22 protein-coding genes, 1 tRNA gene and 1 other RNA gene are annotated in these 23,754 nt (G+C 36.4%); 4 read left to right on the top strand and 20 right to left on the bottom strand.

Annotated elements, in window-relative coordinates; translation table 11 throughout:
* Positions 1 to 2: 2 nt before the first annotated feature.
* Positions 3 to 299 (bottom strand): YfcZ/YiiS family protein, encoded by a 297-nt coding sequence (locus J3T98_RS03630; protein WP_065562196.1) that lies wholly within the window; start codon positions 297 to 299, stop codon positions 3 to 5.
* A gap of 146 nt (positions 300 to 445) precedes the next feature.
* Here J3T98_RS03630 and J3T98_RS03635 point away from each other — a divergent pair, with 146 nt between their 5' ends.
* The gene (locus J3T98_RS03635; protein ID WP_267330121.1) at positions 446 to 1,843 is read left to right on the top strand and encodes an MFS transporter; all 1,398 of its coding nucleotides are present in this window, start codon (positions 446 to 448) and stop codon (positions 1,841 to 1,843) included.
* Positions 1,844 to 1,872: 29 nt separating this feature from the next.
* Here J3T98_RS03635 and J3T98_RS03640 read toward each other — a convergent pair whose 3' ends face one another.
* The 13 genes from J3T98_RS03640 to J3T98_RS03700 form a co-directional block, all read right to left on the bottom strand.
* On the bottom strand, positions 1,873 to 3,633 hold the full coding sequence (locus J3T98_RS03640; RefSeq protein WP_081299458.1) for a DEAD/DEAH family ATP-dependent RNA helicase: 1,761 nt from the start codon (positions 3,631 to 3,633) through the stop codon (positions 1,873 to 1,875).
* Positions 3,634 to 3,985: 352 nt separating this feature from the next.
* A complete protein-coding gene (gene nlpI, locus J3T98_RS03645; RefSeq protein WP_065734300.1) occupies positions 3,986 to 4,837 on the bottom strand; it encodes a lipoprotein NlpI in 852 nt (283 codons plus the stop codon).
* Between the two features lie 25 nt (positions 4,838 to 4,862).
* Positions 4,863 to 6,977 carry a polyribonucleotide nucleotidyltransferase gene (gene pnp, locus J3T98_RS03650; RefSeq protein ID WP_255561341.1) on the bottom strand — a complete coding sequence of 705 codons (2,115 nt, stop codon included), beginning with the start codon at positions 6,975 to 6,977 and terminating at the stop codon, positions 4,863 to 4,865.
* A gap of 317 nt (positions 6,978 to 7,294) precedes the next feature.
* On the bottom strand, positions 7,295 to 7,564 hold the full coding sequence (gene rpsO / locus J3T98_RS03655; protein WP_065562200.1) for a 30S ribosomal protein S15: 270 nt from the start codon (positions 7,562 to 7,564) through the stop codon (positions 7,295 to 7,297).
* 146 nt (positions 7,565 to 7,710) lie between these two features.
* Positions 7,711 to 8,634 carry a LysR family transcriptional regulator gene (locus tag J3T98_RS03660; RefSeq protein WP_065562201.1) on the bottom strand — a complete coding sequence of 308 codons (924 nt, stop codon included), beginning with the start codon at positions 8,632 to 8,634 and terminating at the stop codon, positions 7,711 to 7,713.
* A gap of 781 nt (positions 8,635 to 9,415) precedes the next feature.
* Complete coding sequence (locus J3T98_RS03665) at positions 9,416 to 10,168, bottom strand: TSUP family transporter (RefSeq protein WP_220225047.1); 753 nt, start codon at positions 10,166 to 10,168, stop codon at positions 9,416 to 9,418.
* 2 nt (positions 10,169 to 10,170) lie between these two features.
* Positions 10,171 to 11,238, bottom strand: a complete 1,068-nt coding sequence (aroC, locus tag J3T98_RS03670; protein ID WP_267362172.1) for a chorismate synthase — start codon at positions 11,236 to 11,238, stop codon at positions 10,171 to 10,173.
* A gap of 35 nt (positions 11,239 to 11,273) precedes the next feature.
* Positions 11,274 to 12,167 (bottom strand): 50S ribosomal protein L3 N(5)-glutamine methyltransferase, encoded by an 894-nt coding sequence (gene prmB / locus J3T98_RS03675; protein WP_065734290.1) that lies wholly within the window; start codon positions 12,165 to 12,167, stop codon positions 11,274 to 11,276.
* Positions 12,168 to 12,292: 125 nt separating this feature from the next.
* Positions 12,293 to 12,380, bottom strand: a tRNA-Ser gene (locus J3T98_RS03680).
* Between the two features lie 68 nt (positions 12,381 to 12,448).
* Positions 12,449 to 12,538 (bottom strand): YnhF family membrane protein, encoded by a 90-nt coding sequence (locus J3T98_RS03685; RefSeq protein ID WP_141673908.1) that lies wholly within the window; start codon positions 12,536 to 12,538, stop codon positions 12,449 to 12,451.
* A 29-nt stretch (positions 12,539 to 12,567) separates the two neighbouring features.
* Positions 12,568 to 14,640, bottom strand: coding sequence for a carboxy terminal-processing peptidase (prc, locus tag J3T98_RS03690; protein WP_267362173.1), 2,073 nt, complete (start codon positions 14,638 to 14,640; stop codon positions 12,568 to 12,570).
* Between the two features lie 9 nt (positions 14,641 to 14,649).
* Positions 14,650 to 15,186: an RNA chaperone ProQ gene (gene proQ, locus J3T98_RS03695; RefSeq protein ID WP_065562206.1), complete on the bottom strand. Its 537-nt coding sequence runs from the start codon at positions 15,184 to 15,186 to the stop codon at positions 14,650 to 14,652.
* 64 nt (positions 15,187 to 15,250) lie between these two features.
* Complete coding sequence (locus J3T98_RS03700) at positions 15,251 to 15,607, bottom strand: DNA-binding protein (RefSeq protein ID WP_065562207.1); 357 nt, start codon at positions 15,605 to 15,607, stop codon at positions 15,251 to 15,253.
* 177 nt (positions 15,608 to 15,784) lie between these two features.
* Between J3T98_RS03700 and J3T98_RS03705 the strand changes: the two genes are divergently transcribed.
* The 3 genes from J3T98_RS03705 to rnpB all read left to right on the top strand — a co-directional run bounded on the left by J3T98_RS03705 (position 15,785) and on the right by rnpB (position 17,206).
* A complete protein-coding gene (locus J3T98_RS03705) occupies positions 15,785 to 16,066 on the top strand; it encodes a helix-turn-helix transcriptional regulator (RefSeq protein ID WP_324123926.1) in 282 nt (93 codons plus the stop codon).
* Between the two features lie 210 nt (positions 16,067 to 16,276).
* A complete protein-coding gene (gene bamE / locus J3T98_RS03710) occupies positions 16,277 to 16,639 on the top strand; it encodes an outer membrane protein assembly factor BamE domain-containing protein (RefSeq protein WP_065562209.1) in 363 nt (120 codons plus the stop codon).
* Positions 16,640 to 16,817: 178 nt separating this feature from the next.
* Positions 16,818 to 17,206: RNase P RNA component class A (rnpB, locus tag J3T98_RS03715), an RNA gene on the top strand.
* Between the two features lie 2 nt (positions 17,207 to 17,208).
* On the opposite strand, the gene J3T98_RS03720 is transcribed toward rnpB, so the two are convergent.
* From J3T98_RS03720 to J3T98_RS03745, 6 genes are all read right to left on the bottom strand, one after another.
* Positions 17,209 to 17,895 carry a DedA family protein gene (locus J3T98_RS03720; RefSeq protein WP_065562210.1) on the bottom strand — a complete coding sequence of 229 codons (687 nt, stop codon included), beginning with the start codon at positions 17,893 to 17,895 and terminating at the stop codon, positions 17,209 to 17,211.
* A 30-nt stretch (positions 17,896 to 17,925) separates the two neighbouring features.
* Entirely contained in the window at positions 17,926 to 19,383 is a 1,458-nt protein-coding gene (gene tldD / locus J3T98_RS03725) for a metalloprotease TldD (RefSeq protein WP_267362174.1), read from the bottom strand.
* Positions 19,384 to 19,432: 49 nt separating this feature from the next.
* Positions 19,433 to 20,908, bottom strand: a complete 1,476-nt coding sequence (gene rng, locus J3T98_RS03730; protein ID WP_065562212.1) for a ribonuclease G — start codon at positions 20,906 to 20,908, stop codon at positions 19,433 to 19,435.
* A 12-nt stretch (positions 20,909 to 20,920) separates the two neighbouring features.
* A complete protein-coding gene (gene mreD / locus J3T98_RS03735) occupies positions 20,921 to 21,412 on the bottom strand; it encodes a rod shape-determining protein MreD (RefSeq protein ID WP_065562213.1) in 492 nt (163 codons plus the stop codon).
* The gene (mreC, locus tag J3T98_RS03740) at positions 21,402 to 22,241 is read right to left on the bottom strand and encodes a rod shape-determining protein MreC (RefSeq protein WP_267362175.1); all 840 of its coding nucleotides are present in this window, start codon (positions 22,239 to 22,241) and stop codon (positions 21,402 to 21,404) included. Before mreC ends, mreD begins: the two co-directional genes overlap by 11 nt.
* Positions 22,242 to 22,350: 109 nt before the next feature.
* Positions 22,351 to 23,394, bottom strand: a complete 1,044-nt coding sequence (locus J3T98_RS03745; protein WP_065562215.1) for a rod shape-determining protein — start codon at positions 23,392 to 23,394, stop codon at positions 22,351 to 22,353.
* Positions 23,395 to 23,754 lie beyond the last annotated feature (360 nt).

The following is a 23,754-nucleotide window of genomic DNA, read 5'->3' on the forward strand; positions in this document are numbered from 1 at the left end:
GATTAACGTAATTTTAATTGGAAGATCATACATTCTGCACCACAACAGAAAGTGAATTTAGCTGTCAATTTATAGCCATTTTCTACTTTATCGATGCTGCTATTGATTTCGCAAGGTTCTGTTTCAACATCTTTAGCTGCTTGTGTCAAAGAGGCTAATTTTGCTTTTGCTTCTGATTCAGTTGTGAAAATATTTTCATATTCTGCACTACAATCTTCATTATCAATAATTGTGCCGACATCAACACAACAACAAGCTGGTGTTTCATTAGCTTTACATTTATTTAGAGAATCTGTCATCCTATACCTCTGTTCACCGATTGAATTGGTATTAGTATACTCTGAATAAACACCAAGGGCAAAATGTAAAAAAGCTTTACCACGGCAAAAATTTTTAGCGTATATTAGTTCCTAATTTTTATATTTTTGAATTAATTTGTAATATTATGGAACAGTATAATCACGTTCGTAAAATGGCTATTTTAGTAGCGGCAACCTTCTTCATGGAAAATCTAGACGCTACGGTGATAACCACAGCAATTCCCGCAATGGCGAAATCATTTTTAACTAATCCACAAGATTTATCTATCGGTATTAGCGCCTATATGTTAGCACTTACAATTGGCCTTCCCGCGAGTGGCTGGATCGCAAATCGATTTACAGCTTATCGTGTCTTCTCGATTTCAATTATATTATTTATGTTGGCATCAATATTGTGTGCTTTATCGACTAACCTAACCATGTTTACTATCGCAAGATTGATTCAAGGTTTAGGGGGATCATTAATGGTGCCAGTAGGTAGAACAGTAGTACTAAGTCGAACTGAAAAACAGCATCTTGTTAGCACAATATCAATTCTCGTTTGGCCAGGTTTAATTGCACCATTGATGGGACCCATTATTGGTGGATTTTTTGCCCAATATCTCACTTGGCATTGGATATTTATCCTCAATATTCCATTAGGCTTTATTGCATTATTTTTCGCTCATCACCTATTACCTAAAGAACTACCTGAAAAACGCTCATTTGATATTGTTGGATTTATCGCTTGTGGCTTAGGCTTATTATTGTTTGTGTATGGACTTGAAATGGTTTCCCACTCAAATAGTCGTTTATGGCTAGCTCTCGGCACTTCCTTTGCAGGTTGCCTAATATTAATCTTCGCCTATTATCATCTCACGCATACACAATACCCATTAATTAGCCTATACGCATTTTCAAAACGCACATTTAGAATGACCTTCTTTGGAGGATCACTAATCCGGATGGGTTTAAACAGTGCTCCATTTATTTTACCACTAATGTTTCAAGTCGGTTTTGGATGGTCACCATTAACAGCTGGTTCCTTATTACTTTCACTATTCGCAGGAAATATCATTTTCAAAACCATTAATACACCTTTAATTCACAAGTTTGGGTTTCGTAAAATTCTAATCGTTAATGGTCTATTATTGTCATTTAGTTTTGTATTGTGTGCGCTCTTCACACCAAAAACACCAATCATTTGGATTATATTGGTTCTATTCTTTTCTGGTGGTGCACGTTCGATCCAATTTACTACAATAACAACCTTAAGTTTTTCAGAAATTGAAAAAAACGAAATGCAAAGCGCTAATATTTTATCAACCCTTTTTCAACAACTAAACAACGTGCTAGGCATTGTTTTAAGTGCCTTATTTCTATTTATTGCGTCAAGCTATAATGGACATAATCAGATAATGGTTGAAGATTTTCGGTTAGCATTATTTATGGTGGCAGGAATGACTTTATTGGCGATGATTGATTTTATCACGTTACCCAAAAATGCTGGCAACAATTTAAATGAAAAAAAACCTCTGCCATAAGATGCAGAGGTTTAAGATGAATTAAAGTCCTAAAACTTAGGTGCGGATGGACGACCCCGTTTTTTCGCAAAACCTTTATCCTTAGACTCAGGTTTACTACTTCTACTTCCACGCTTAGCTTCAGATGGTTTACCTGTAACTAAACTCATTTTCATCGGTTGATTTAGCACTCTAACGCGCTCAAAGTGCTTAAGGATATCTTTAGGCATACCTTTTGGTAATTCTACTGTTGAATAAGTCTCATAAAGTTTGATATTACCAATATAGCGACTACTAATATCAGCTTCATTGGCAATTGCACCAACAATATGGCGCACTTCAACACCGTTTTCTTTACCAATTTCAATACGGTACATATCCATCTCGCCAACATCTCGACGCTCACGACGTTTTGGAGACTCACGATTATCGCCTCGTAAACGACGCTCACCACTTCGACCATCACGATACTCTCTTGTTGGTTTAAAGACCGGATCAGGAGGAAGAATTAACGGACGATCACTTTGTGCTAAACGTAACAGTGCAGTTGCAATCGTTTCAAGATCTGCACCACTATCAGCTTGGATTTGAGTTAATAACGATTGATACTGATCTAAATCCGCACTCTCAAGTTGTTGTTGAACTTGCTGAGTAAATTTAGCCAAACGACGTTTTTCAAGCAATTCTTTAGATGGTAGTGCCACTTCCGGAATGGGTTTCTTGATAGTTTGCTCAATATTTTTAAGCAAACGACGCTCACGACTATCCACAAACAAAATCGCTCGCCCTGCTCGTCCAGCGCGTCCAGTTCGTCCGATACGATGAACGTACGATTCAGAATCAAGTGTAATATCATAGTTAATTACTAAGCTAATACGCTCAACATCTAACCCTCGCGCTGCAACATCGGTTGCAATTAAAATATCTAAGCGACCATTACGTAAACGATCGAGTGTTTGTTCTCGTAGTTGTTGCGTCATATCACCATTTAAGGCTGCACAACTATAACCGTGTTTTTCTAATACTTCTGCTACTTCTAAAGTTGCTGTTTTAGTACGCACAAAAACAATCGCAGCATCAAAATCTTCAGCTTCTAAAAAGCGCACAATTGCTTCATTCTTACGCATACCACGTACTAGCCAATAGCTTTGATCAATATCAGGAGCCGTTTGATTAGTCCCTTTGATTTGCACTTCTTTTGGATTATGCATAAAACGTTTAGTAATACGACGAATTGGGGCTGGCATAGTTGCTGAAAACAGCGCCGTTTGATGATCTTCTGGAATTGAAGCCATAATGCTTTCAACATCATCAATAAAGCCCATTCTTAGCATTTCATCAGCTTCATCTAATACTAAACCTTTAAGATTAGAAAGATCTAAAGTCTTACGATTTAAATGATCTAATAAACGACCAGGCGTCCCCACAACAATTTGAGGACCTTGTTTTAATGCACGCAATTGCACATCATAACGTTGACCACCATAAAGAGCTAATACTTTAACCCCTTTTACATATTTAGAATACTCAGCACAAGCATCAGCAACTTGAATAGCTAGCTCACGTGTTGGTGCTAAAACCAATAATTGTGGCGCTTTCAAATTAGCATCAATATTCATTAAAAAAGGGATTGAAAAGGCTGCAGTCTTACCACTACCTGTTTGAGCCATACCTAATACATCATTACCCTCTAAGAGTAAGGGAATACATTCAGCTTGGATTGGTGATGGTTTCGTAAAACCAAGATCATTTAATGCATTAAGGATTTCCTCAGATAAACCAAGGTCAATAAAAGATATTTCTTTTGTCATGTAAACTCGCTTATAAATTTGCCTATATACGCTTAATATTTGGTTAGGATTACATTTGATCGTTATTAATCAAGATAATTCATGAAGATTACTGCATACATCACAAATTATGACTATACCAAAATAAAGAAGCCTATATAAATTTATGCCAGCTCACTAAATTGAAAATTTACAACTCACCCCAATAACTAACAACCAATACTTACTCAATCAAATAGCCATTTATTCTAATGCAATTGATATTTGAAAAAATACAATTGATAAGAAACATGTAAAGAATCGAGAATATATTTTGGGCAAATCAGAACTACGCTATAACAATATTTTCACTTTTAAACTGGCATGACCCTTGTTACTTTTCGTCAAGTAACTTAATTTCATAGAGCGCCTGTTGATGTTCAACAAAGTTATAAATATTATTTGCTAAAGCATATTTAAATAACATTTTGGCACGCTCATTGTTACCTTTACTTTGGTAATATTTACCTAAATAAAAGTAAGCTTCACAAAGGCGCTCGGCTAATTGCCGATCATTTTCAACACCTTGTTGAAGGTTTTGCATTAATTTAGATTCGCTTATCTTACCTAAATAAAATGCAATGATATTACTGCCATAACTCGATTTATCGTTAATAAGATCGTAACGTTTTTGTAGCTGAGTTAAGGCAGCTTGTTTATCTATTTCTTTTTCAATCAAATAAAGCCATAAAATTCGAATAGGCTCATTGACATCATATTTATAAAATTTTTCTGCATCAAGCTTTGCAGCTTGATAATGCCCTGTACGATACAGAGTTACTGCACGATTAAAATAGGCATAAGCATAAGAAGAATCCAGCTCTAATGTTGTATTAAACGCCATCATCGCATTATCGAAATCACCGTCTCTTAACGCATAAGTACCCAGAAAATTATATACATCTGGAATTTCTGGGTTAAAGCTTAAAAGATGGTTAAAATCACTTTGTGCAAATGCTTTAAAACCTAATGAATCGTAAATAATTCCTCGTTCAAAAATAAGCTGCATCCTAGATGGGGTATCAAGATCGCGACTTGATAACTGCTGACTAATTTGCGCTATTTTCAATTCATCGTCATAGGTAACTTGCTCAGGAGCAACAAGTAACGGCTGAGAATTTGAACAACCTGACAAAATAATGACTGCAAGAATACAGCACAACATCCTCAGGTTGAATAATCTCATTTTTTAACTCCTGGTGAATAATATCTTATTCAGCTGCTGGCTCAACATCAGAATTCGGCTCAACAGCATCTTTCATACTTAAACGAATTCGACCTTGGCGATCAATTTCAAGTACTTTAACATTCACTTCTTGACCTACTTTCAAGTAGTCTGCAACTTTCTCAACACGGTGATCAGCAATTTGAGAAACATGAACAAGTCCTTCTTTACCACCAATAATTGATACAAAAGCACCGAAATCAACAATACGGGTTACCTTACCAGTATAGATTTTACCAATTTCAACATCAGCAACTAAATTATTAATACGTTCGATTGCATCTTTAGCCTTATTGCCATCAGTTGCCGCAATTTTAACTGTACCATCATCAGTAATTTCAATGGTAGTACCAGTCTCTTCAGTTAGTGCACGAATCGTAGCACCACCTTTACCGATAATATCGCGTATTTTATCTGGATTAACATTCATCGTATAGATACGAGGAGCAAATTCAGAAATTTCCTGACGAGGTTTATTAATTGCTTGTTCCATCACCCCTAAAATATGCAAGCGAGCACCTTTAGCTTGATTTAATGCAACTTGCATAATTTCTTTAGTGATACCTTCAATTTTGATATCCATTTGAAGCGCACTCACACCTTCACGGGTACCGGCTACTTTGAAGTCCATATCACCTAGATGATCTTCATCACCTAAAATATCAGATAACACCACAAAGTTATCGCCTTCTTTCACAAGCCCCATTGCGATACCTGCAACAGAAGACTTAATTGGCACACCAGCATCCATAAGCGCTAACGAAGCACCACAAACTGAAGCCATTGAAGAAGAACCATTAGATTCAGTAATCTCTGAAACCACACGAACAGTATATGGGAACTCTTCTTTACTTGGCATTACAGCAGCAACACCACGCTTAGCTAAACGACCATGACCAATTTCACGACGTTTTGGCGAACCAACCATGCCAGTTTCACCTACTGAGTATGGAGGGAAGTTGTAGTGTAATAAGAATCGTTCAGTATACTCACCGGTTAACTCATCAATAATTTGAGCGTCACGTTCAGTTCCCAAAGTTGCTGTCACTAGTGCTTGAGTTTCACCACGCGTAAATAAAGCACTACCATGTGTTCTTGGTAATACATTTGTACGAATATCAAGCGCACGAATCATATCTTTTTCGCGACCATCAATACGTGGCTCACCAGCGATAACACGTTGACGAACGATTTGACTTTCTAAATCAACAATAATATTGATAACTTCGTTTTCATCAAGCTCTTCGTCTTTCTCTTTAAGTACCGCTAACACTTCTTCTTTAATCAAATCGATTTGTGCATAACGAGCTTGTTTTTCAGTGATACGATAAGCTTCACCTAAACGAGCTTTAGCTAACTCAGATACGGCATTAAACAGCTCTTCATTTTTAGCAGGTGCAACCCAATCCCATTTTTCACAGTTCGCTTTCGCTACAAACTCATTAATATTATCAATAACAACTTGTTGTTGATCATGACCAAAAACTACCGCAGCTAACATCTGATCTTCAGTTAACAAATCAGCTTCTGATTCAACCATTAACACGGCACTTTTGGTACCTGCAACAACCAAATCTAAACGGCTTGATGCTAGCTCTTTAACTGATGGATTTAGCACAAACTCATCATTGATAAAACCAACACGTGCTGCGCCAATTGGACCATGGAACGGTACGCCAGATAAACAAAGCGCAGCCGATGCACCAATCATCGCCACCAAATCAGGGCTAACATCTGGATTTACAGACACCACAGTTGCAATGATTTGAATCTCATTAACAAAACCTTCTGGGAATAAAGGACGAAGTGGACGGTCAATTAAACGAGCAATTAACGTTTCGCCTTCGCTCGGACGACCTTCTCGTTTAAAGAAACCACCTGGAATACGGCCTGCTGCATAAGTACGTTCTTGATAGTTAACGGTTAAGGGAAAGAAGTCTTGCCCTTCTTTCACTTTCTTATTAGCTACTACAGTCACAAAAACCGCAGTATCGTCCATATTGACCATAACCGCAGCTGTTGCTTGACGCGCCATAATACCCGTTTCTAATGTAACTGTATGACGACCATATTGAAATTTTTGATATGTCGGATTAAACAAAATAAATTCCTCTTGTTATAAATCATGTTGAAGTTTGATATTTCGACAGGAAGCAGCGCAATGCTGGAACATATTGATACACACTTCAACCATGTGGGGGATACTCAACAAAAGATTATTTCACTGTCACGACTAATGACAAATCTATAAATTATAGAGCTCTCATTAGTCGCGCGAAACATGAGACATAATCTTCTATTTTTATTAATTTTTCTCTACAAAGCAATTAAACATGCTTTTCGAGCTCAGCATTATAGCAAAGCCCTAAATTTATACAACGAAAAAGAGGCCTAAGCCTCTTTTCAAGTTGATAAATATTAGCGACGTAAACCTAGTTTTTGAATCAACTGGTTATAACGGTCAAAGTCTGTACGACGTAAATAATCTAATAATTTACGACGGCTAGAAACCATACGTAATAAACCACGACGGCTATGGTGATCTTTCTTATGCTCAGAAAAATGACCTTGTAAATCATTAATACGCGCAGTTAAAAGAGCGACTTGAACTTCAGTTGAACCAGTGTCGTTAGTACCACGACCATATTCAGCAACGATTTTCGCTTTTGCTTCTACAGTTAGAGACATAATAAACCTCTTAAAATAAATAAAAAAATGGAATGACCGATCTCTAATTCAGACATTCCTCGGTATTCATATAATCAATATATGAATTGTGCGCAATTATACTGGAATTTATTGAAATAGCAATTTGATTTAGTAATTTAAAACGCTTATTTAAGTTTAAAACCATATTCTTCTTGGATAAGCTTTTTCAACGCTTCAATATAATTTTGCGCCGACAAACTTAATTGCGCTTTTTGCGAAGTTATCCAACCGATTAAAATCTTCTCATCAACGGCTAAAGGAATAGACAAAATATCCGAACCATTCAAATCAGTACTGAGCACGCCAGTACTAATTGTATAACCATTTAACCCATGCAATAAATTAAACAACGTCGCTCTGTCACTTACATGAATACTTTTCTTATGATAGACGGTACTTAAAATCTCTTCCGAAAAATAAAAAGAGTTATATTCACCCTGTTCAAAAGAGAGATATGGAAAATCCTCCAAATCTTCAAGCGTCAACGACTTCATAGCAGCTAAAGGATGATGGGTGCTAATAAACACATGAGGATCGGCTTCAAACAAAGGATTAAAAGTAAGACGATGCTCTTTAAGCAGTCGCAAAATAACCTTTTGATTAAAATCGGTCAGATACAAAATACCCACTTCACTACGCAAATTGGCAACATCAGTAATAATGTCGTAAGTCCGCGTTTCTCGTAAGGTGAACTCATATTCATCTGTATGATTCTTCTTGATTAAATTAACAAACGCATTAACTGCAAACGCATAATGTTGCGTTGAAATACTGCATAACTGCTTAGAGGGTTCTTTTTTTGAAAAATGTTGCTCCAACAATTGAGCTTGATCTAAAACCTGCTTAGCATACCCCAAAAATTCCACACCATCAGCCGAGAGTGAAACCCCTTTTGATGTTCTTACAAAAATCTCGATACCGAATTCGGCTTCCAAATCCTTAACCGCAGTAGAAAGACTAGGCTGAGTAATATAAAGATTCTTAGCAGCCTCATTAATCGAGCCTGAGCGAGCTATTTCTAAAATGTAACGTAATTGTTGAAGTTTCATGGCATCACTTAATGGATTGTTATAAGCAAATCATTTTGCAATATAAATTTAACTATATATTAAATATAATTATATGTGCAGTAAAAACTATAGCTCAAAAATCCAATTTAACAAAATAGATAGACTAGTTTAATTTAATATAGCACTTTGTTTACAGTATAATTCATTGCTGTTATTCACCTTTGGATCGTCGATAATTATCATACTCATCAATTATCTAGTATCAATATATTTTACCAGTTTCCTATATAGATACCACAATGATAACAAATCACTTCTTCAATTTAGTAATTAAATAAATTTTTACTGAATTTTGTACGATTTATCCCTATGTATATAGGGAACACCCTTTTTGGCATGGTAATTGCAGATGTGTCTGCGGTTTATCCCTATGTATATAGGGAACACATTTCTTAGTTGGTTTTGAACATTCGGATGGACGGTTTATCCCTATGTATATAGGGAACACTCTTATTATAACCAATTGTTTTATAATTAAAATATTAACCTGGATTTTTCTACCAACTTTTTTGTGTTTTTTTATATCTAAGATAATAATCATAACAACAAAGATATAGTGCTACAGTTTTGTACAAGAAATTTAAGAAATATTTATGGTTTAGAAGAAGATATTTAATATGAAATTATTCAATATCAAATAATTTTTGTAAAAAAGATTGAGGAGTGTATACCGTTTCATTTTTGTAGTCTTTTAACTTCAACTACAAAACAACAACAAGTTTGTTATGAAAACCCTACTTATTAGTATAAAACGGAATAACTAAAAGAAGTTTTCATAGATGAGTTTGATACTCATAATAGTGGAAACGGTAATAAGCATTGGTCTTATCAATTTTCGCCCTTTAGCGATAACCATTTTGGCCCCTAATCTTGCGCCAATAAATTGACCAACAAGCATAACAAGACCAATTGACCATACCACTTCTCCACCAACAATAAAAAAGATTAAGCCCGCTAAGTTAGAGGTAAAATTGAGTACTTTGGTATGTGCAGTGGCTTTGGTTAAATTAAAACCGGCAAGGGTGATATAGGCGAGTGCGTAAAATGAGCCAGCTCCGGGCCCAAAAAAACCGTCATAAAATCCGATAGCTAATGCTGGTAATAAGGCGAATTGGATTATGGTTAGGCGACTTTTACGGTCATTTTCACCAATGGTCGGGGAGAGTAAAAAATAGAGCCCGACACTAATAGTTAAGATCGGTAAGAGTAATTTTAAGAAGTCAGCTTGTATATGCATGACGGATAATGTGCCAAGCGCCGAGCCAATAAAGGCACAGGTAATTGCGAATTTTTGCTGTTTTAAATCAACCATGCGTTCACGAATAAAGTAAAGGCTGGCAGAGAAAGATCCCCCAGTACTTTGTAATTTATTGGTGGCTAAAGCGCTGGCTGGCGGTAAGCCTACCGCCAAAAGTGCCGGTACCGTTAATAGCCCACCGCCACCAGCGATAGAATCAATAAAACCAGCCAACATGGCTATAAAAAAAAGTAAAGCCAGTAATTCGTAACTCATGATTATTTTACATCACTACATTGTGCTCGATGTCGAAGATAATGATCCATTAAAACAATTGCAACCATTGCTTCAGCAATTGGTACTGCTCGGATCCCCACACAAGGATCATGTCGACCATGCGTCGATACTTCAACGCTATCACCATAAACATTAATCGACTGCCCGGCAATTTCAATACTTGGCGTAGGTTTTAAAGCAATACTTGCCAAAATGGTTTCCCCGGAGCTAATACCGCCTAAAATACCGCCAGCGTGATTAGATAAAAAGCCTTCAGGGGTAATTTCATCACGATTTTCACTTCCGCGTTTGTTGACAGTAGCAAATCCGTCACCTATTTCTACCCCTTTGACGGCATTGATGCTCATTAGGGCATGGGCAAGATCGGCGTCGAGTTTGTCAAAGACTGGTTCTCCTAACCCTACTGGCACATGCTCAGCCACTATACAAACTTTAGCACCGATAGAATCACCCTCTTTTTTTAGTTTTCTTAGTAATTCATCAAGAGCTTCCAATTTGCTTTCATCAGGGCAAAAGAAAGGATTTTGGTCTACTTGTTGCCAATCTTTTAGTTGGCACTCGATATCACCCATTTGAGCTAAATAGCCGCGAATAGTGATACCCAGTTTTTCATGTAAATATTTTTTAGCAATAGCACCTGCAGCAACTCGCATGGCGGTTTCACGAGCTGATGATCGACCGCCACCACGATAATCACGAATTCCGTATTTTTTTTGGTAGGTGTAGTCAGCATGACTAGGTCTGAAGATATCTTTTATTTTGCTATAATCTTGCGAACGTTGGTCAGTATTTTCAATAAGTAATCCAATGCTGGTTCCTGTAGTTACCCCTTCAAATACGCCTGAAAGAATTTTTACTTGATCCGGTTCGCGACGCTGAGTTGTGTAGCGAGATGATCCTGGACGACGACGATCAAGGTCATGTTGCATATCGGATTCGTTTAAACTCAGTCCTGGTGGTACACCATCGACAATGCATCCTAATGCAATGCCATGTGATTCACCAAAGGTAGTGACTTTAAATAATTTACCAATTGAATTTCCTGCCATAGTTCTCTATTCCGATTTTATTTTTTATATTTAATTTATTTAAAATAGTGTTGATAAGCTTTTAGGTCATTATAGGTCAGTGAAAATACACCTAGTCCACCATGTTCAAAAGTTATCCAGTTAAATGGTACGTCTGGATACTGTTCTTGTAAAGATACCCAGCTGTTGCCGACTTCGCAAATTAATAAGCCTTCTGGTGTTAAATAGTTACTTGCATCATGTAAAATTCTTTTCACTAAATCTAACCCATCAAGCCCAGCTTCAAGCGCCAATTTTGGTTCATATAAAAATTCGTCTGGAAGATCATTCATGTCTTCATCATCGACATAAGGCGGATTAGTGACGATTAAGTCATATTTGTTATCAGGTAATCCATTAAACAGATCAGATAGAATTGGGGTGACTTGATATTGCATATCATGCATTTCAATATTGGTTTGAGCAACATCAAGAGCTTCAAGTGAGATATCGGTAATATCAACTTGCGCCTCAGGGAAGGCATAAGCACAGGCAATCCCAATACAGCCACTACCGGTACAAAGATCTAAGATTTTCTTTGGTTGACTAATAATTAAGTCTTTAAATTGATTGTTAATCAATTCACCTATCGGAGAGCGAGGTATTAATACCCTTTCATCAACATAAAAGCAGTGACCACAAAACCATGCTTGATTGGTTAAGTAAGGTGTTGGTAAGCGATCAGTAATTCGCTTATTGATGATCGCATTCAATTGTTGTTTTTCATCGCTAGTTAGATTTGATGCATAAAACTCAGGGGGAATAAATAATGATAAGCCTAACGTTGCTAAGATAAGTTGTTTAGCTTCATCTATAGGGTTATCTGTTCCATGCCCTAGAAAGATATCTGATTGACTAAGTTGTGACGTGGTCCAGCGTATATAATCCTGAACGGTGCGTAAATTTTCCATATTAACTCCGGAAGATCAAGGAGAAGATGAGGTTACTCGTCAGGTCATTAACCTTGTGCGAATATGTCACCAGTAATGAGATAGAACCTCTGGGTTCTTTGCTGCAATGACTAAATAAATTTTAATGGCGGTGAGGAAGGGATTCGAACCCTTGATACGTTGCCGTATACACACTTTCCAGGCGTGCTCCTTCAACCACTCGGACACCTCACCTTAATTTAGCACCCGCTTTAAAAAAGCAGGGTGCATACTATAATTATCTGGACCAAATTAATCAAGTCTTAATTCATGCAAACAACAACGCCAAAAGCTGCAATAATGGATAAAATTAATACGGTTGCAACTAAAGCATATTTTAAGTCAGTACACATAGTCTTTTCTCCTTACTTTTGTTTTAACACTATTCAATTGGTGTATCTAAAGATAAAAATCCACCTAAGTTTTTACTTTCTTCAATACTTGGATAATTAGGTATTAAGTCAAACAAGATCTCTACCGATTCATCTAAGAATGGATCTGGCTGTTTATAATCTTTAGGTAGTTCTTTTAAATTTGTAATTGGTGCTAGACCAGCACGACTTAATCGTTCATTCATGCGCTTAAGGTCTTGCTCTTCTTTAGTTTTTTGCTCTGTTTCACGCTCATTTTTATTTAATGAGACAGTGAGATTGTCATTTTTTTTGCTATTAAATTCTTTGATATCTTCTTCGATATAGTTGAATTCTGGATTTTTCGCAATTCGAGCTTCATGTTGCGATTTTAAGTTTGCCAATAGTGGTTTGATATTCGCTACAGTTAAATAGTCTGCAGAAGGAATTTTATCCCATGGCATAGCATTATCTAAGAACCGTTCACCAGTTTCATCAACATATTGGCTTTTGGTCATTTCAATATCAGGATCAACACCCTTTAATTGGGTACTGCCACCATTAATACGATAGAATTTTTGGACAGTATATTGAGCACCACCAAGTTCAGGCCAGCTTGGGTGTAAACGGGCATCAACTGGGTATGAGATACCTCGTGAAGTTTGTACTGTTCCCTTGCCATAGGTGGTTTCACCAACAATTACTGCCCGACCATAATCTTGCATTGCTGCTGAGAAAATTTCTGATGCTGAAGCACTATAACGGTTAATCATCACAACAATTGGACCACTGTAGTCAATACCTTTATTTTTGTCATCATAAGTCGTGATTTTTTGAAGATTATCACGCACTTGTACGACTGGACCATTGTCAATAAATAAACCTGTTAACTCAATAACTTCAGCTAAGGAACCACCACCATTATTGCGCAAATCAATAACTAGACCTTGTAATTTTTCGCTGTTAGCTTCCATTAATAATGATTGAACCTTTTTGCTTAACCCAATATAAAAGCTTGGTATTTCAATAATACCGACTTTGCCTCGGCTATTATTGATAACTTTTAATTTTGCTTCTCGATCTTCAAAATGAATTTTGTCACGTTTAAGTTCAATGATTTTAGGTTTGCTGTTGTTGCCCGCTGGTAAAATTTCTAATTTTACTATGGTGTTTTTAGGACCGCGTATTTTGTCAACAATATCCTCTAATCGCCAACCGATTACATCTTCTATAGGAGAATTGCTTTGCCCTACCCCGATAATTTTATCGCCAACTGTTAATAATTTACTTTTTTCGGCTGGGCCGCCTGTTACAAATGACATGATTACGGTATAATCATCTTGTTGACTAAGTGTGGCACCGATTCCTTCGAAAGATAAACTCATTTCAGAATCAAAATCCCGTTTTTTACGCGGCGCTAAATAGCTAGTATGAGGGTCAATTTCGCGTGCAAATGCATTCATAAAGACTTGGAAACAATCTTCATTATTAGATTGTTCAATAGTTTTTAATACGCGTTTATATCGTTTAGTTAATACTTCACGAATCTGAGTCTCGTTTTTACCCGTTAATGCTAAATTTAGCTCGTCATATTTAACGCGTTTTTCCCAATAGTCATCAAGTTCTTTTTCATTAGTTGCCCATGCTAGGTCTTCACGCTTAAAATTAATTTCGTCTTTAGCGCTAAAGTCCATTGGACGTTGCAATACTTCAAGCGCATATTGATATCGGTTGTAGCGTTTTTGTAAAAAAAGGTTGTAGATATCGTAAGCTGTTTTTAGATCGCCATCTCTTAATTCTTGACCTAATTGTTCTTGGTAATTACGGAATTTGTTTACATCATCTTGAAGAAAGATAGTTTTATTACCATCTAATAATTTGAAATAGCGATCGAAAATTTTAGCTGAAAATGCACCATCTAAGGAAAAATCACGATAATGTGATTGAGTAAAGAAATTAGTTACTCGTTTGGCGACGACTTGATGAACTTCATCTTGTTTTAAAACTGGAATTTGTTCCGTTGCAGGAGCTTTGGCCTGAGCCGTTGTACTAATAATACATATAATGAGACCGAATTTAACAAAACCTTTCAGTAACTTATTCATATAAATTCTCTATCGATTAATAATATGCTCAGGTTTGACTGTTAGTTCCATTCCTGTTCCTACTTTGACTTTGATGTGCTCTTTTTCAATAGTAATGATCTGTCCTTTAACTGGTTTTTGACCAACATTGACTCGAACAAAATCACCAATTTTCAAAGCTCTAGGTTTTCGAGAAGGTTTAGGGGCTGCTTTACGTTTTTGTTTTGCCCTTTCCTTAGCTTGCTCCTTGCTTTCTTTTAATTGTTGCTGAGCATGTTCCATTTGTTCTTTGGTAATAACTTCAGTTGGGTTACCATCTAAGTCAACGCGATTTGCACCTTCCTTTATGCAATATAGATAGCGCCAACCCATGGTGTAGGCTCTAAGTGCAATGCGAAGTTTGGTTTTGCTCAATAATTCACTATTTTCTAGGCGAGAGATAATATCTTGAAAGATGCCAATTTTTAAAGGCTTTGCTTCCCCTTCAATAGTAAAACAATTAGGAAACTGCTGGTTTAAATAATTAATAATCTCTTTAGTATTTGTTAATTGAAACTGATTTTCCATTGATTATTCCATTGCTACTAAAAATTTTCTGACGATAAAGTATATCTCAGCTTGTACAATAACACTAATTATCTTTTTTGTGTTTGTTAATAAAAGAAACAAAATCTTTGATACCATTTCGCATTATCCATGAACTGACAATCGTTTGTTCTTCTGCAGATAATTGTTCAAATGCTGTCATCCACAGTTGTAGTGGATTAATTGGCGAAACAACATAAGTTGCACTCTCTTCCTCAAGATACAAAGCTTTTTTAACTTCTATTGACAAGCTGCTAATGTGATACTCAATAGCTTTACCACGAACGCCTGAACGTTTACGAGAAGTCCAGTTTTCAGATCTTGCTTTACGATTTATACCTTGTGTTGTTGATGGCATCCCTGCAATACTTAATAGTTCTTTTGGTGAGAACCACTCTTTCATTCTAATAATCCTATTTTTAAGAAACAAGAAAAAGTTATAGAAATTAAAGAAACTTTGTTACAATACTAAGAAACTACCTACCATTGTTATTTAAAGTTAAATTATAAACTTACTGGTTTTGATAACTAGAAAGCATAACATAGATATTTAAGGTTATAAACTAAGAAGGAAGAAAAAATGGAGATTAAATCTAATGATTGGCATAAAGCAGACATTATTGCCGCATTAAAAAAGAAAGGGACAACTCTCGCTGAACTATCTCGTCAATCCGGACTAAGTTCTTCAACACTTAGCAATGCGCTTGTTAGACCTTGGACAAAAGGAGAGTCAATTATCGCAAAAGCACTCAATTTAAAACCTTCGCAAATTTGGCCAAGCCGTTATATCAATTCAATGACAAGACAGCCAATTAAGCGAGTTTTGAGAAAAAGTTCAGATAATACATCTTCAAATTATTAACTGACAACAATCTAATTAACACTTTTTTACAAACATATGGAAACATATAGAAACAATTGTTTTCATGTGTTCGTTTTTTGCTTTATTCTTTTATCAATTCAATTCATCTATTTTCCTTATTTAAACTAACTTGATTATTTTCATCAATATTAATCCTATGCTATGATTAGCCATCTTTTGATATATATCATAGTTTAATAGGCAATTATTATGAAAAATCTTAGTAAAATTTTGGTGCTTTTATTTTCAGTATTAGCATTATCCGCATGTTCACAAAAAAATTATTTAGAACAAGGTACCCCACTAAGTCATGAGAAGGTGGATAAAATTGTTGAAGGCTCAACCACTGAGGCACAACTGCTGCATATTTTTGGTCAACCAGCAAGTAAGGTTAGTATTAATGCTAACGAATCAAAATGGACTTATACATATCTTAAAAAAAGTTCAACCAAAAATGCAATTTTTGGGGAAACTCAATACGACATTCTTGAGGGTACGTTAGAAGTAGTGGTAAATCAAGGTGTTGTAACTTGGTTTAACTATTCGCAAAACAATAAACAGAAGAAGTGGTAATTATCATTTGATTATTAAGCACATCAATTAGATGTGCTTTTTTATCTATTTGCTTAATGATTGTTCTTACCGTTAAATCCCCTTATTCTCAGATTTTCATTTCATATTTTGTTTAGATTCCATTCATATACTTTATTCCGCTCTGGACAAAAGTCTTTATTACGTTATACTCGTTTGCGAAATTAACCAGACAATCGCTGCTTTGTTGTAGTCCCTTGCAAAAGGGAGACAAACAGAGGGGAGGAAAGTCCGGGCTCCATAGGGCAGAGTGCCAGGTAACGCCTGGGGGGTGTTGGCGAGAGCGAGCATTCACGACTAGTGCAACAGAGAGTATACCGCCGATGGCTTAGCAATAAGATCAGGTAAGGGTGAAAGGGTGCGGTAAGAGCGCACCGCGCAGCTGGTAACAGTTGTGGCATGGTAAACTCCACTCGGAGCAAGGTCAAATAGGGATTCATTGGCGCGGCCCGCGTTGAATCCGGGTAGACTGCTTGAGCTAATGCGTGAGTATTAGCCTAGAGGAATGATTGTCCACGACAGAACCCGGCTTATCGGTTAATTTCACCTTTTTATTCTTTACGGTTTTGCTTTGCTTGTTTTTTATTACTCAACCAACGCTTTACTGCTAACCAAATCGAAAATACTAATCCTAATACCAATAAAAATACTGGTATTAACATTAATAAAGACATAATCTGTTTTTCGTATGTTTTAAAAATTGGTGATAAACCAAATAAATAGCCTAATGTAACAATCAAAAATATCCATAATGTTGCACTTACCCAATTGTAGATGTGAAATTTACGGCTATGCAAACCTGATAACCCCGCCATCATTGGTAATAATGTGCGAACAAATGCAATAAATCGTCCAATAAATAGTGCTTGTAAGCCATATTTGTGGAATAATACCTCTGATTTATGGTGATATTTTTCTGGCAAATGTGCCATCCAATTCTGTACAGTTTTGGTATTACCCAACCACCGGCCTTGTGCATAACCGAGCCATGTGCCGAAGGCAGCACCAGCAATTAGAATTAAGTTTATAAGACCAAAATGAAAAACATCAAGACTTATCAATACGCCAGTTAGAAACAGTAAACTATCACCCGGTAAAAAAGCAGCGGGTAATACACCGTTTTCTAATAGAATGATGACAAATAGCATTCCATATAATATCCATAACACATCTGGGTTTGAGAGTGTTTTTATATCCATATGAACAAATGCTTGATATAGTGTAATGATTGTATCCATTTAGCTTATTTTCTCATTAATGTATTATTATTAGTGGTTAATAGTACCACCTACGGTTAAATTATTCACTTTTAAAGTCGGTTGACCAACTCCAACAGGAACGCTTTGCCCTGCTTTACCACAAACACCAACACCTGGATCAAGTTCGAGATCATTGCCTACCATTGAAATCTGTTGCATCGTTTCAATACCTGATCCAATAAGCGTTGCACCTGTGACCGCTGTAGTAATTTTACCTTTTTCAATTAAATAGGCTTCTGAAGTTGAGAAGACAAATTTTCCTGAAGTTATATCGACTTGCCCACCTGCAAAATTAGGTGCATATAGTCCATAATCTACACTTTGGATTATTTCATCAAAACTCGATGTTCCCGCTAGCATGTAGGTATTGGTCATTCTAGGCATTGGTAAACAGGCGTACCCTTCACGGCGACCATTGCCAGTCGAATGGCAATTCATTAATTTTGCGTTTAGCTTATCAAACATGTAGCCTTTTAAAACACCGTTTTCGATTAATACCGTTTTTTGACTTGGCGTACCTTCATCATCAATAGAGAGTGAACCGCGACGATTTTCAATGGTTCCATCATCAACGATAGTACAAAGCTCTGAGGTAACTTGTTCGCCAATTTTTCCTGAAAACACAGAACTATTTTTACGATTAAAGTCTCCCTCTAACCCGTGTCCTACTGCTTCGTGAAGTAACACACCTGGCCAACCTGCACCTAAAACAACTGGCATGGTGCCTGCTGGAGCCGGTTTGGCTGAGAGCAAAACTAAAGCTTGACGCACTGCTTCTCGGGTATAACTATCTACATGACTTTCACCTGTTTTAGCGTTAGTCGTTAAAAAATAGTCATAACTAAATCGACCACCACCGCCACTACTCCCTCGTTCACGTTTACCATCTTGTTCGACAAGAACGGATACTGATAAGCGAACTAAAGGCCTAACATCTGCACATAAGGTACCATCAGTGCCAGCGATTAAAATGTCTTCATAACTACCAATTAAGCTTGCTGAAACTTCAATGACTCTTGGATCAATTGAACGTGCTAACTTATCAACTTGGTGTAATAAGGCAATTTTTTGCTCTTGAGAAAAGCTATTTATCGGATTAAGCGATGGATACTTGATGATATTGTTAGCCGTTTTAAATGGAGTAACCATAATGGGTGTTTGATTTTTAGTAATAGAGTTTGCGGCTAATACACTTTGCTCTAATCGAGCTAAAGAAAGCTGATCAGTATAGGCAAATCCTGTTTTTTCACCAATAATCGCTCTAACACCAACACCTTGATCGCGATGAAAAGAGGCATTTTTAATAATGCTATCTTCAAGAGACCAACTTTCGTAATAACCAGATAAAAAATATAAATCACCAAAATCAATTTTCCTTGAACTAAGCATGTCAAGCAAATTTACTATATCTTGCTGATTTAAGTTATTTGGATTGAGTAACCGTTCACTCACTTGGGCTACGTTCATAAATTCCTTAATCTAATGATTATCAATATAAAAACTGTAAAATTTATTATTACATAAGTACTACATCATATTGTTCTTGAATATAAAGTGGTTCAACTTTTACTTCAACACGTTTGCCAACAAACACTTCAACTTCTGCTAGCGCATGTGATTCATCCGTCGTTAATGCATTAGCCACTGCAGCTGAGGCATAAACCAAAAAGTATTCAGAGCGGTGAGCTTTGTATATACGAACAATTTCACGGAGTATTTCATTACAAACCGTTTCTACTGATTTAACAATCCCTCGACCTTTACATGCAGGACACTCTTCACAAAGTATATGACCAATACTTTCTCGAGTCCGCTTACGTGTCATTTCAACTAACCCCAAACCAGAGAAAGTGTTCACGGATGTTCGTGCTCGGTCTTTGGCTAAAAAGTCTTGTAAAGATAGTAACACTCGTTCACGGTGAATATCTTCTTGCATATCAATAAAATCGATAATGATAATACCGCCTAAATTGCGTAATCGTAATTGACGCGCAATCGCAATGGTTGCTTCGATATTGGTGTTGAAAATAGTTTCTTCTAAATTACGATGACCTACAAATGCACCAGTATTAATATCAATGGTCGTCATAGCTTCGGTTTGATCAATAATTAAATAACCACCCGATTTTAATTTGACTTTACGGTCTAACGCTCGTTGAATTTCGTTTTCAATATCATACAGATCGAAAATAGGGATATTACCGCGATAATGGGTTAATTTGTTGGTAACTTCTGGCATAAATTCCTGTGTAAACTCAACCAACAAATCATAAGTAAGTTTAGAGTCAACCAAAATTCGTTCAATTGGGTCGCCAACAAAATCCCGTAATACTCGCTGAGATAAAGCAAGCTCACCATAGACTAAATATTTGCTGATTGGACGCGCCATTCGTTCTTGAATTTTTGCCCATAAACGTTTTAAAAAATTGGCATCTTGTTCAAGTTCGTGAGCATTTGCTCCTTCGGCAGCAGTTCTAACAATAAAACCACTTTCATCGGTAACATATTGTTCAACAATTTTTTTTAGCCTTTCACGCTCTTCTTCCGATTCAATTCGTTGCGATGTCGCTACATGAGCAGAGTTTGGACCAGGCATTAAAACTAAATAACGCGAAGGTAAAGTTATATCTGTAGTAAGTCTGGCACCTTTAGTCCCCAAAGGATCTTTAACAACTTGTACCATTAAATCTTGGCCTTGACGTACCAATTCAGAAATATCTTTAACTTGAAACTGTTCTTGTTCACTGTCCGATACGCATTCGGTATGCGGCATGATATCCGAAGCGTGCAAAAAAGCAGCTTTTTCAAGACCGATATCAACAAACGCAGCTTGCATACCCGGTAAAATACGAATGATTTTGCCTTTATAGATATTACCGACAATACCACGACGTGATTCACGATCTACGTGGATTTCTTGTAATATCCCATCTTCAATATATGCCACCCGAGTTTCTGATGGCGTTACGTTCATTAATAATTCGACAGACATAATGATCCCTTATTAATTAATAGCAAAGTTCCGTCTTATTAGTCGTAAGAATAGATAAATCACTATCCATAATACCCCATCAACAAAACTAGATACTAAAATTAAAGGTGAAATCGTTATGGTATGATAAATACTAACTTGAAACAGAAATACTAATATATTATAACAAAGCGAAACGGCAAAAATAATAATTGATTGTTGCCATAAAGCTAAATTACGGATTAACTGGAATTTAAACATTAACAAATAAGCCAGGCATGAAAAAATAAATGCGTGAATACCTAAAAGCGATCCTGAGAATAGATCTAAAATGATACCTAATAAAAATGCCATGCCCATACCAATTCGGTGCGGTAATGCTATTAACCAATAGGCCATAATTAACATTAATAAATGTGGCTTAAACATATTATATTCAGGTGACCACGGTATGATTTGTACACATAAGCCAATTAGCAACGTTAACCAAATAACCAGTATACTAATTCGATTATTACCCCTCATGTTTTACTCCTTGATCGCCCCACAATAACAGTAGATAACGTAAACGTTTTAAATCTGCGGTTGGCGTAGCAGAAATAATGGGGGTGGAATCACTTATATCAAGCTTTACTGAACTAACGACAGCCACTGGGTACCCTTCTGGGAAGCGACCATCAAGCCCAGAAGTGACTAAAACATCACCAACTTTGACATCAACATTGTTAGGTAAAAAATCAAGCGTTAAATCGTTACTGCATCCATTACCAACAGCTACCATTGAAATATCATTTCTTAATACTTGTACTGGAATTGCATGTTGATAATCACAAACTAAGATCGCTCGGCTTGTTGATTGAGCGGTTTGATAAATTTGTCCAACGATACCTTTTTCATCTACTACCGGCTGACCTATATATACACCGTCATTTTTACCTTTATTAATTACCACTTGATAAACGTAAGGATCAGTATCAGCTAATAATACTTGAGCAGCCATTTTATGTTCATCGTGTCTTAAAGGTGAACCTAATAGCCCTCTTAGGCGGTCATTTTCATGCTTTAAATGTTCAAGCAATAATAGATTACTTTTTTGTTGCATTAAGGTTTCTTGCAGTACTGCATTTTCTTTAATTAGTGTCTCTTGTGTTTTCGACATTTCATACAGCGAATCAAATGATGATTTTGGTGCATTTGAAACATGATAAAGTGGCGAAATTAAGGTATCTAAATAATAACGAACCTCTTTAAAAGGACGATAATTGATATCTAGCACTATTAACGTCAAAGCGAGTGCCAGTGATATAAATAATTGAACACTCAGAGGCGAACGTTTAGAAAAAAGTAATTTCATTGTCCAGTATTTACCTGTTATATATCTAGAATTTAGCTATTTTAAGATATGACTCCGCCGACAATGTCGGCGGAAAAAATGAAATATTCGTTACTTGCTAGTAATATTATTACTCTTCACTGAAGAGATCACCACCATGCATATCTACCATATCAAGAGCCTTACCACCACCACGAGCTACGCAAGTAAGTGGGTCTTCAGCTACAACAACGTGAATCCCTGTTTCAGCAGATAATAATTTATCAATATTACGTAATAATGCACCACCACCAGTTAATACCATACCATGTTCTGAAATATCAGAAGCTAGTTCTGGAGGACACTGTTCTAGAGCAACTTTAACAGCACTAACAATACCACTTAATGGCTCTTGTAATGCTTCTAAGATTTCATTCGAATTTAGTGTAAAACTACGTGGCACACCTTCAGCTAAGTTACGACCACGTACTTCGATTTCAAGGACTTCATCACCTGGATAAGCACTTCCAATGAAGTGTTTAATTTTTTCTGCGGTCGCTTCACCAATTAATGCACCATAATTGCGACGAACATAATTGATTATTGCTTCATCAAAACGGTCTCCACCAATGCGTGCAGAAGCGGAATAAACTACACCATTTAATGAAATAACAGCAACTTCTGTTGTACCGCCACCGATATCAACAACCATTGAACCAGTTGGTGCAGAAACTGGTAAATCAGCACCAATTGCCGCAGCCATTGGCTCTTCAATTAAATAAACTTCACGAGCACCAGCACCTAATGCTGATTCACGAATAGCACGACGTTCCACTTGTGTTGCGCCAACTGGCACACAAACCAATACACGAGGGCTTGGTCTTAAGAAGCTATGGCTGTGAACTTGTCGAATAAAATACTGTAACATTTTTTCAGTGACGGAAAAGTCTGCAATCACACCGTCTTTCATTGGTCTGATAGCTGCAATATTACCAGGTGTTCGCCCTAGCATCTGTTTCGCAGCATGGCCAACGGCAGCAACACTTTTAGGTGTTCCTGAGCGATCTTGACGAATGGCAACAACTGAAGGTTCGTTAAGCACAATGCCTTGCCCTTTTACATAAATAAGCGTGTTGGCTGTACCTAAATCAATCGATAAATCATTTGAAAACAAGCCGCGAACTTTTTTGAACATAATAAAAACTCTTCCTAGAATTAATCTTGTTTAAATATATTTGAGTATTAGAAGCAAACTTAGGCGTCTACAAAATATATATTTTAATTTTATCCGACAAATAATAGTTCATTTAGCAGATAAAAACCACAGCCAGCCTCAATAATAATTAAGGGTTATATTGTATCGCAATTTAAAAATAATACCTAGAAAATAGTATAACAAGTGTTTGTAAAGGAGATATATAATGACAAATTATGATTTACAGTGTATCCTTCCGCGTTAATGTTGAGTTACTATTTTTAGTATCGAATTAAAAGATTACTTTTAAGATATTAAAGGTACATTAAAATAATTGTTATTTATATCAAATAAACACGG

Source organism: Gilliamella sp. B2772, from assembly GCF_026536985.1.
Lineage (GTDB): Bacteria > Pseudomonadota > Gammaproteobacteria > Enterobacterales > Orbaceae > Gilliamella > Gilliamella apicola_E.

Coding starts and splice junctions, on each gene's coding strand:
- J3T98_RS03630 (WP_065562196.1), bottom strand. CDS start 299: ATGACAGATTCTCTAAATAAATGTAAAGCTAATGAAACACCAGCTTGT.
- J3T98_RS03635 (WP_267330121.1), top strand. CDS start 446: ATGGAACAGTATAATCACGTTCGTAAAATGGCTATTTTAGTAGCGGCA.
- J3T98_RS03640 (WP_081299458.1), bottom strand. CDS start 3,633: ATGACAAAAGAAATATCTTTTATTGACCTTGGTTTATCTGAGGAAATC.
- nlpI (WP_065734300.1), bottom strand. CDS start 4,837: ATGAGATTATTCAACCTGAGGATGTTGTGCTGTATTCTTGCAGTCATT.
- rpsO (WP_065562200.1), bottom strand. CDS start 7,564: ATGTCTCTAACTGTAGAAGCAAAAGCGAAAATCGTTGCTGAATATGGT.
- J3T98_RS03660 (WP_065562201.1), bottom strand. CDS start 8,634: ATGAAACTTCAACAATTACGTTACATTTTAGAAATAGCTCGCTCAGGC.
- J3T98_RS03665 (WP_220225047.1), bottom strand. CDS start 10,168: ATGAGTTACGAATTACTGGCTTTACTTTTTTTTATAGCCATGTTGGCT.
- aroC (WP_267362172.1), bottom strand. CDS start 11,238: ATGGCAGGAAATTCAATTGGTAAATTATTTAAAGTCACTACCTTTGGT.
- prmB (WP_065734290.1), bottom strand. CDS start 12,167: ATGGAAAATTTACGCACCGTTCAGGATTATATACGCTGGACCACGTCA.
- J3T98_RS03685 (WP_141673908.1), bottom strand. CDS start 12,538: ATGTGTACTGACTTAAAATATGCTTTAGTTGCAACCGTATTAATTTTA.
- prc (WP_267362173.1), bottom strand. CDS start 14,640: ATGAATAAGTTACTGAAAGGTTTTGTTAAATTCGGTCTCATTATATGT.
- proQ (WP_065562206.1), bottom strand. CDS start 15,186: ATGGAAAATCAGTTTCAATTAACAAATACTAAAGAGATTATTAATTAT.
- J3T98_RS03700 (WP_065562207.1), bottom strand. CDS start 15,607: ATGAAAGAGTGGTTCTCACCAAAAGAACTATTAAGTATTGCAGGGATG.
- J3T98_RS03705 (WP_324123926.1), top strand. CDS start 15,785: ATGGAGATTAAATCTAATGATTGGCATAAAGCAGACATTATTGCCGCA.
- bamE (WP_065562209.1), top strand. CDS start 16,277: ATGAAAAATCTTAGTAAAATTTTGGTGCTTTTATTTTCAGTATTAGCA.
- J3T98_RS03720 (WP_065562210.1), bottom strand. CDS start 17,895: ATGGATACAATCATTACACTATATCAAGCATTTGTTCATATGGATATA.
- tldD (WP_267362174.1), bottom strand. CDS start 19,383: ATGAACGTAGCCCAAGTGAGTGAACGGTTACTCAATCCAAATAACTTA.
- rng (WP_065562212.1), bottom strand. CDS start 20,908: ATGTCTGTCGAATTATTAATGAACGTAACGCCATCAGAAACTCGGGTG.
- mreD (WP_065562213.1), bottom strand. CDS start 21,412: ATGAGGGGTAATAATCGAATTAGTATACTGGTTATTTGGTTAACGTTG.
- mreC (WP_267362175.1), bottom strand. CDS start 22,241: ATGAAATTACTTTTTTCTAAACGTTCGCCTCTGAGTGTTCAATTATTT.
- J3T98_RS03745 (WP_065562215.1), bottom strand. CDS start 23,394: ATGTTCAAAAAAGTTCGCGGCTTGTTTTCAAATGATTTATCGATTGAT.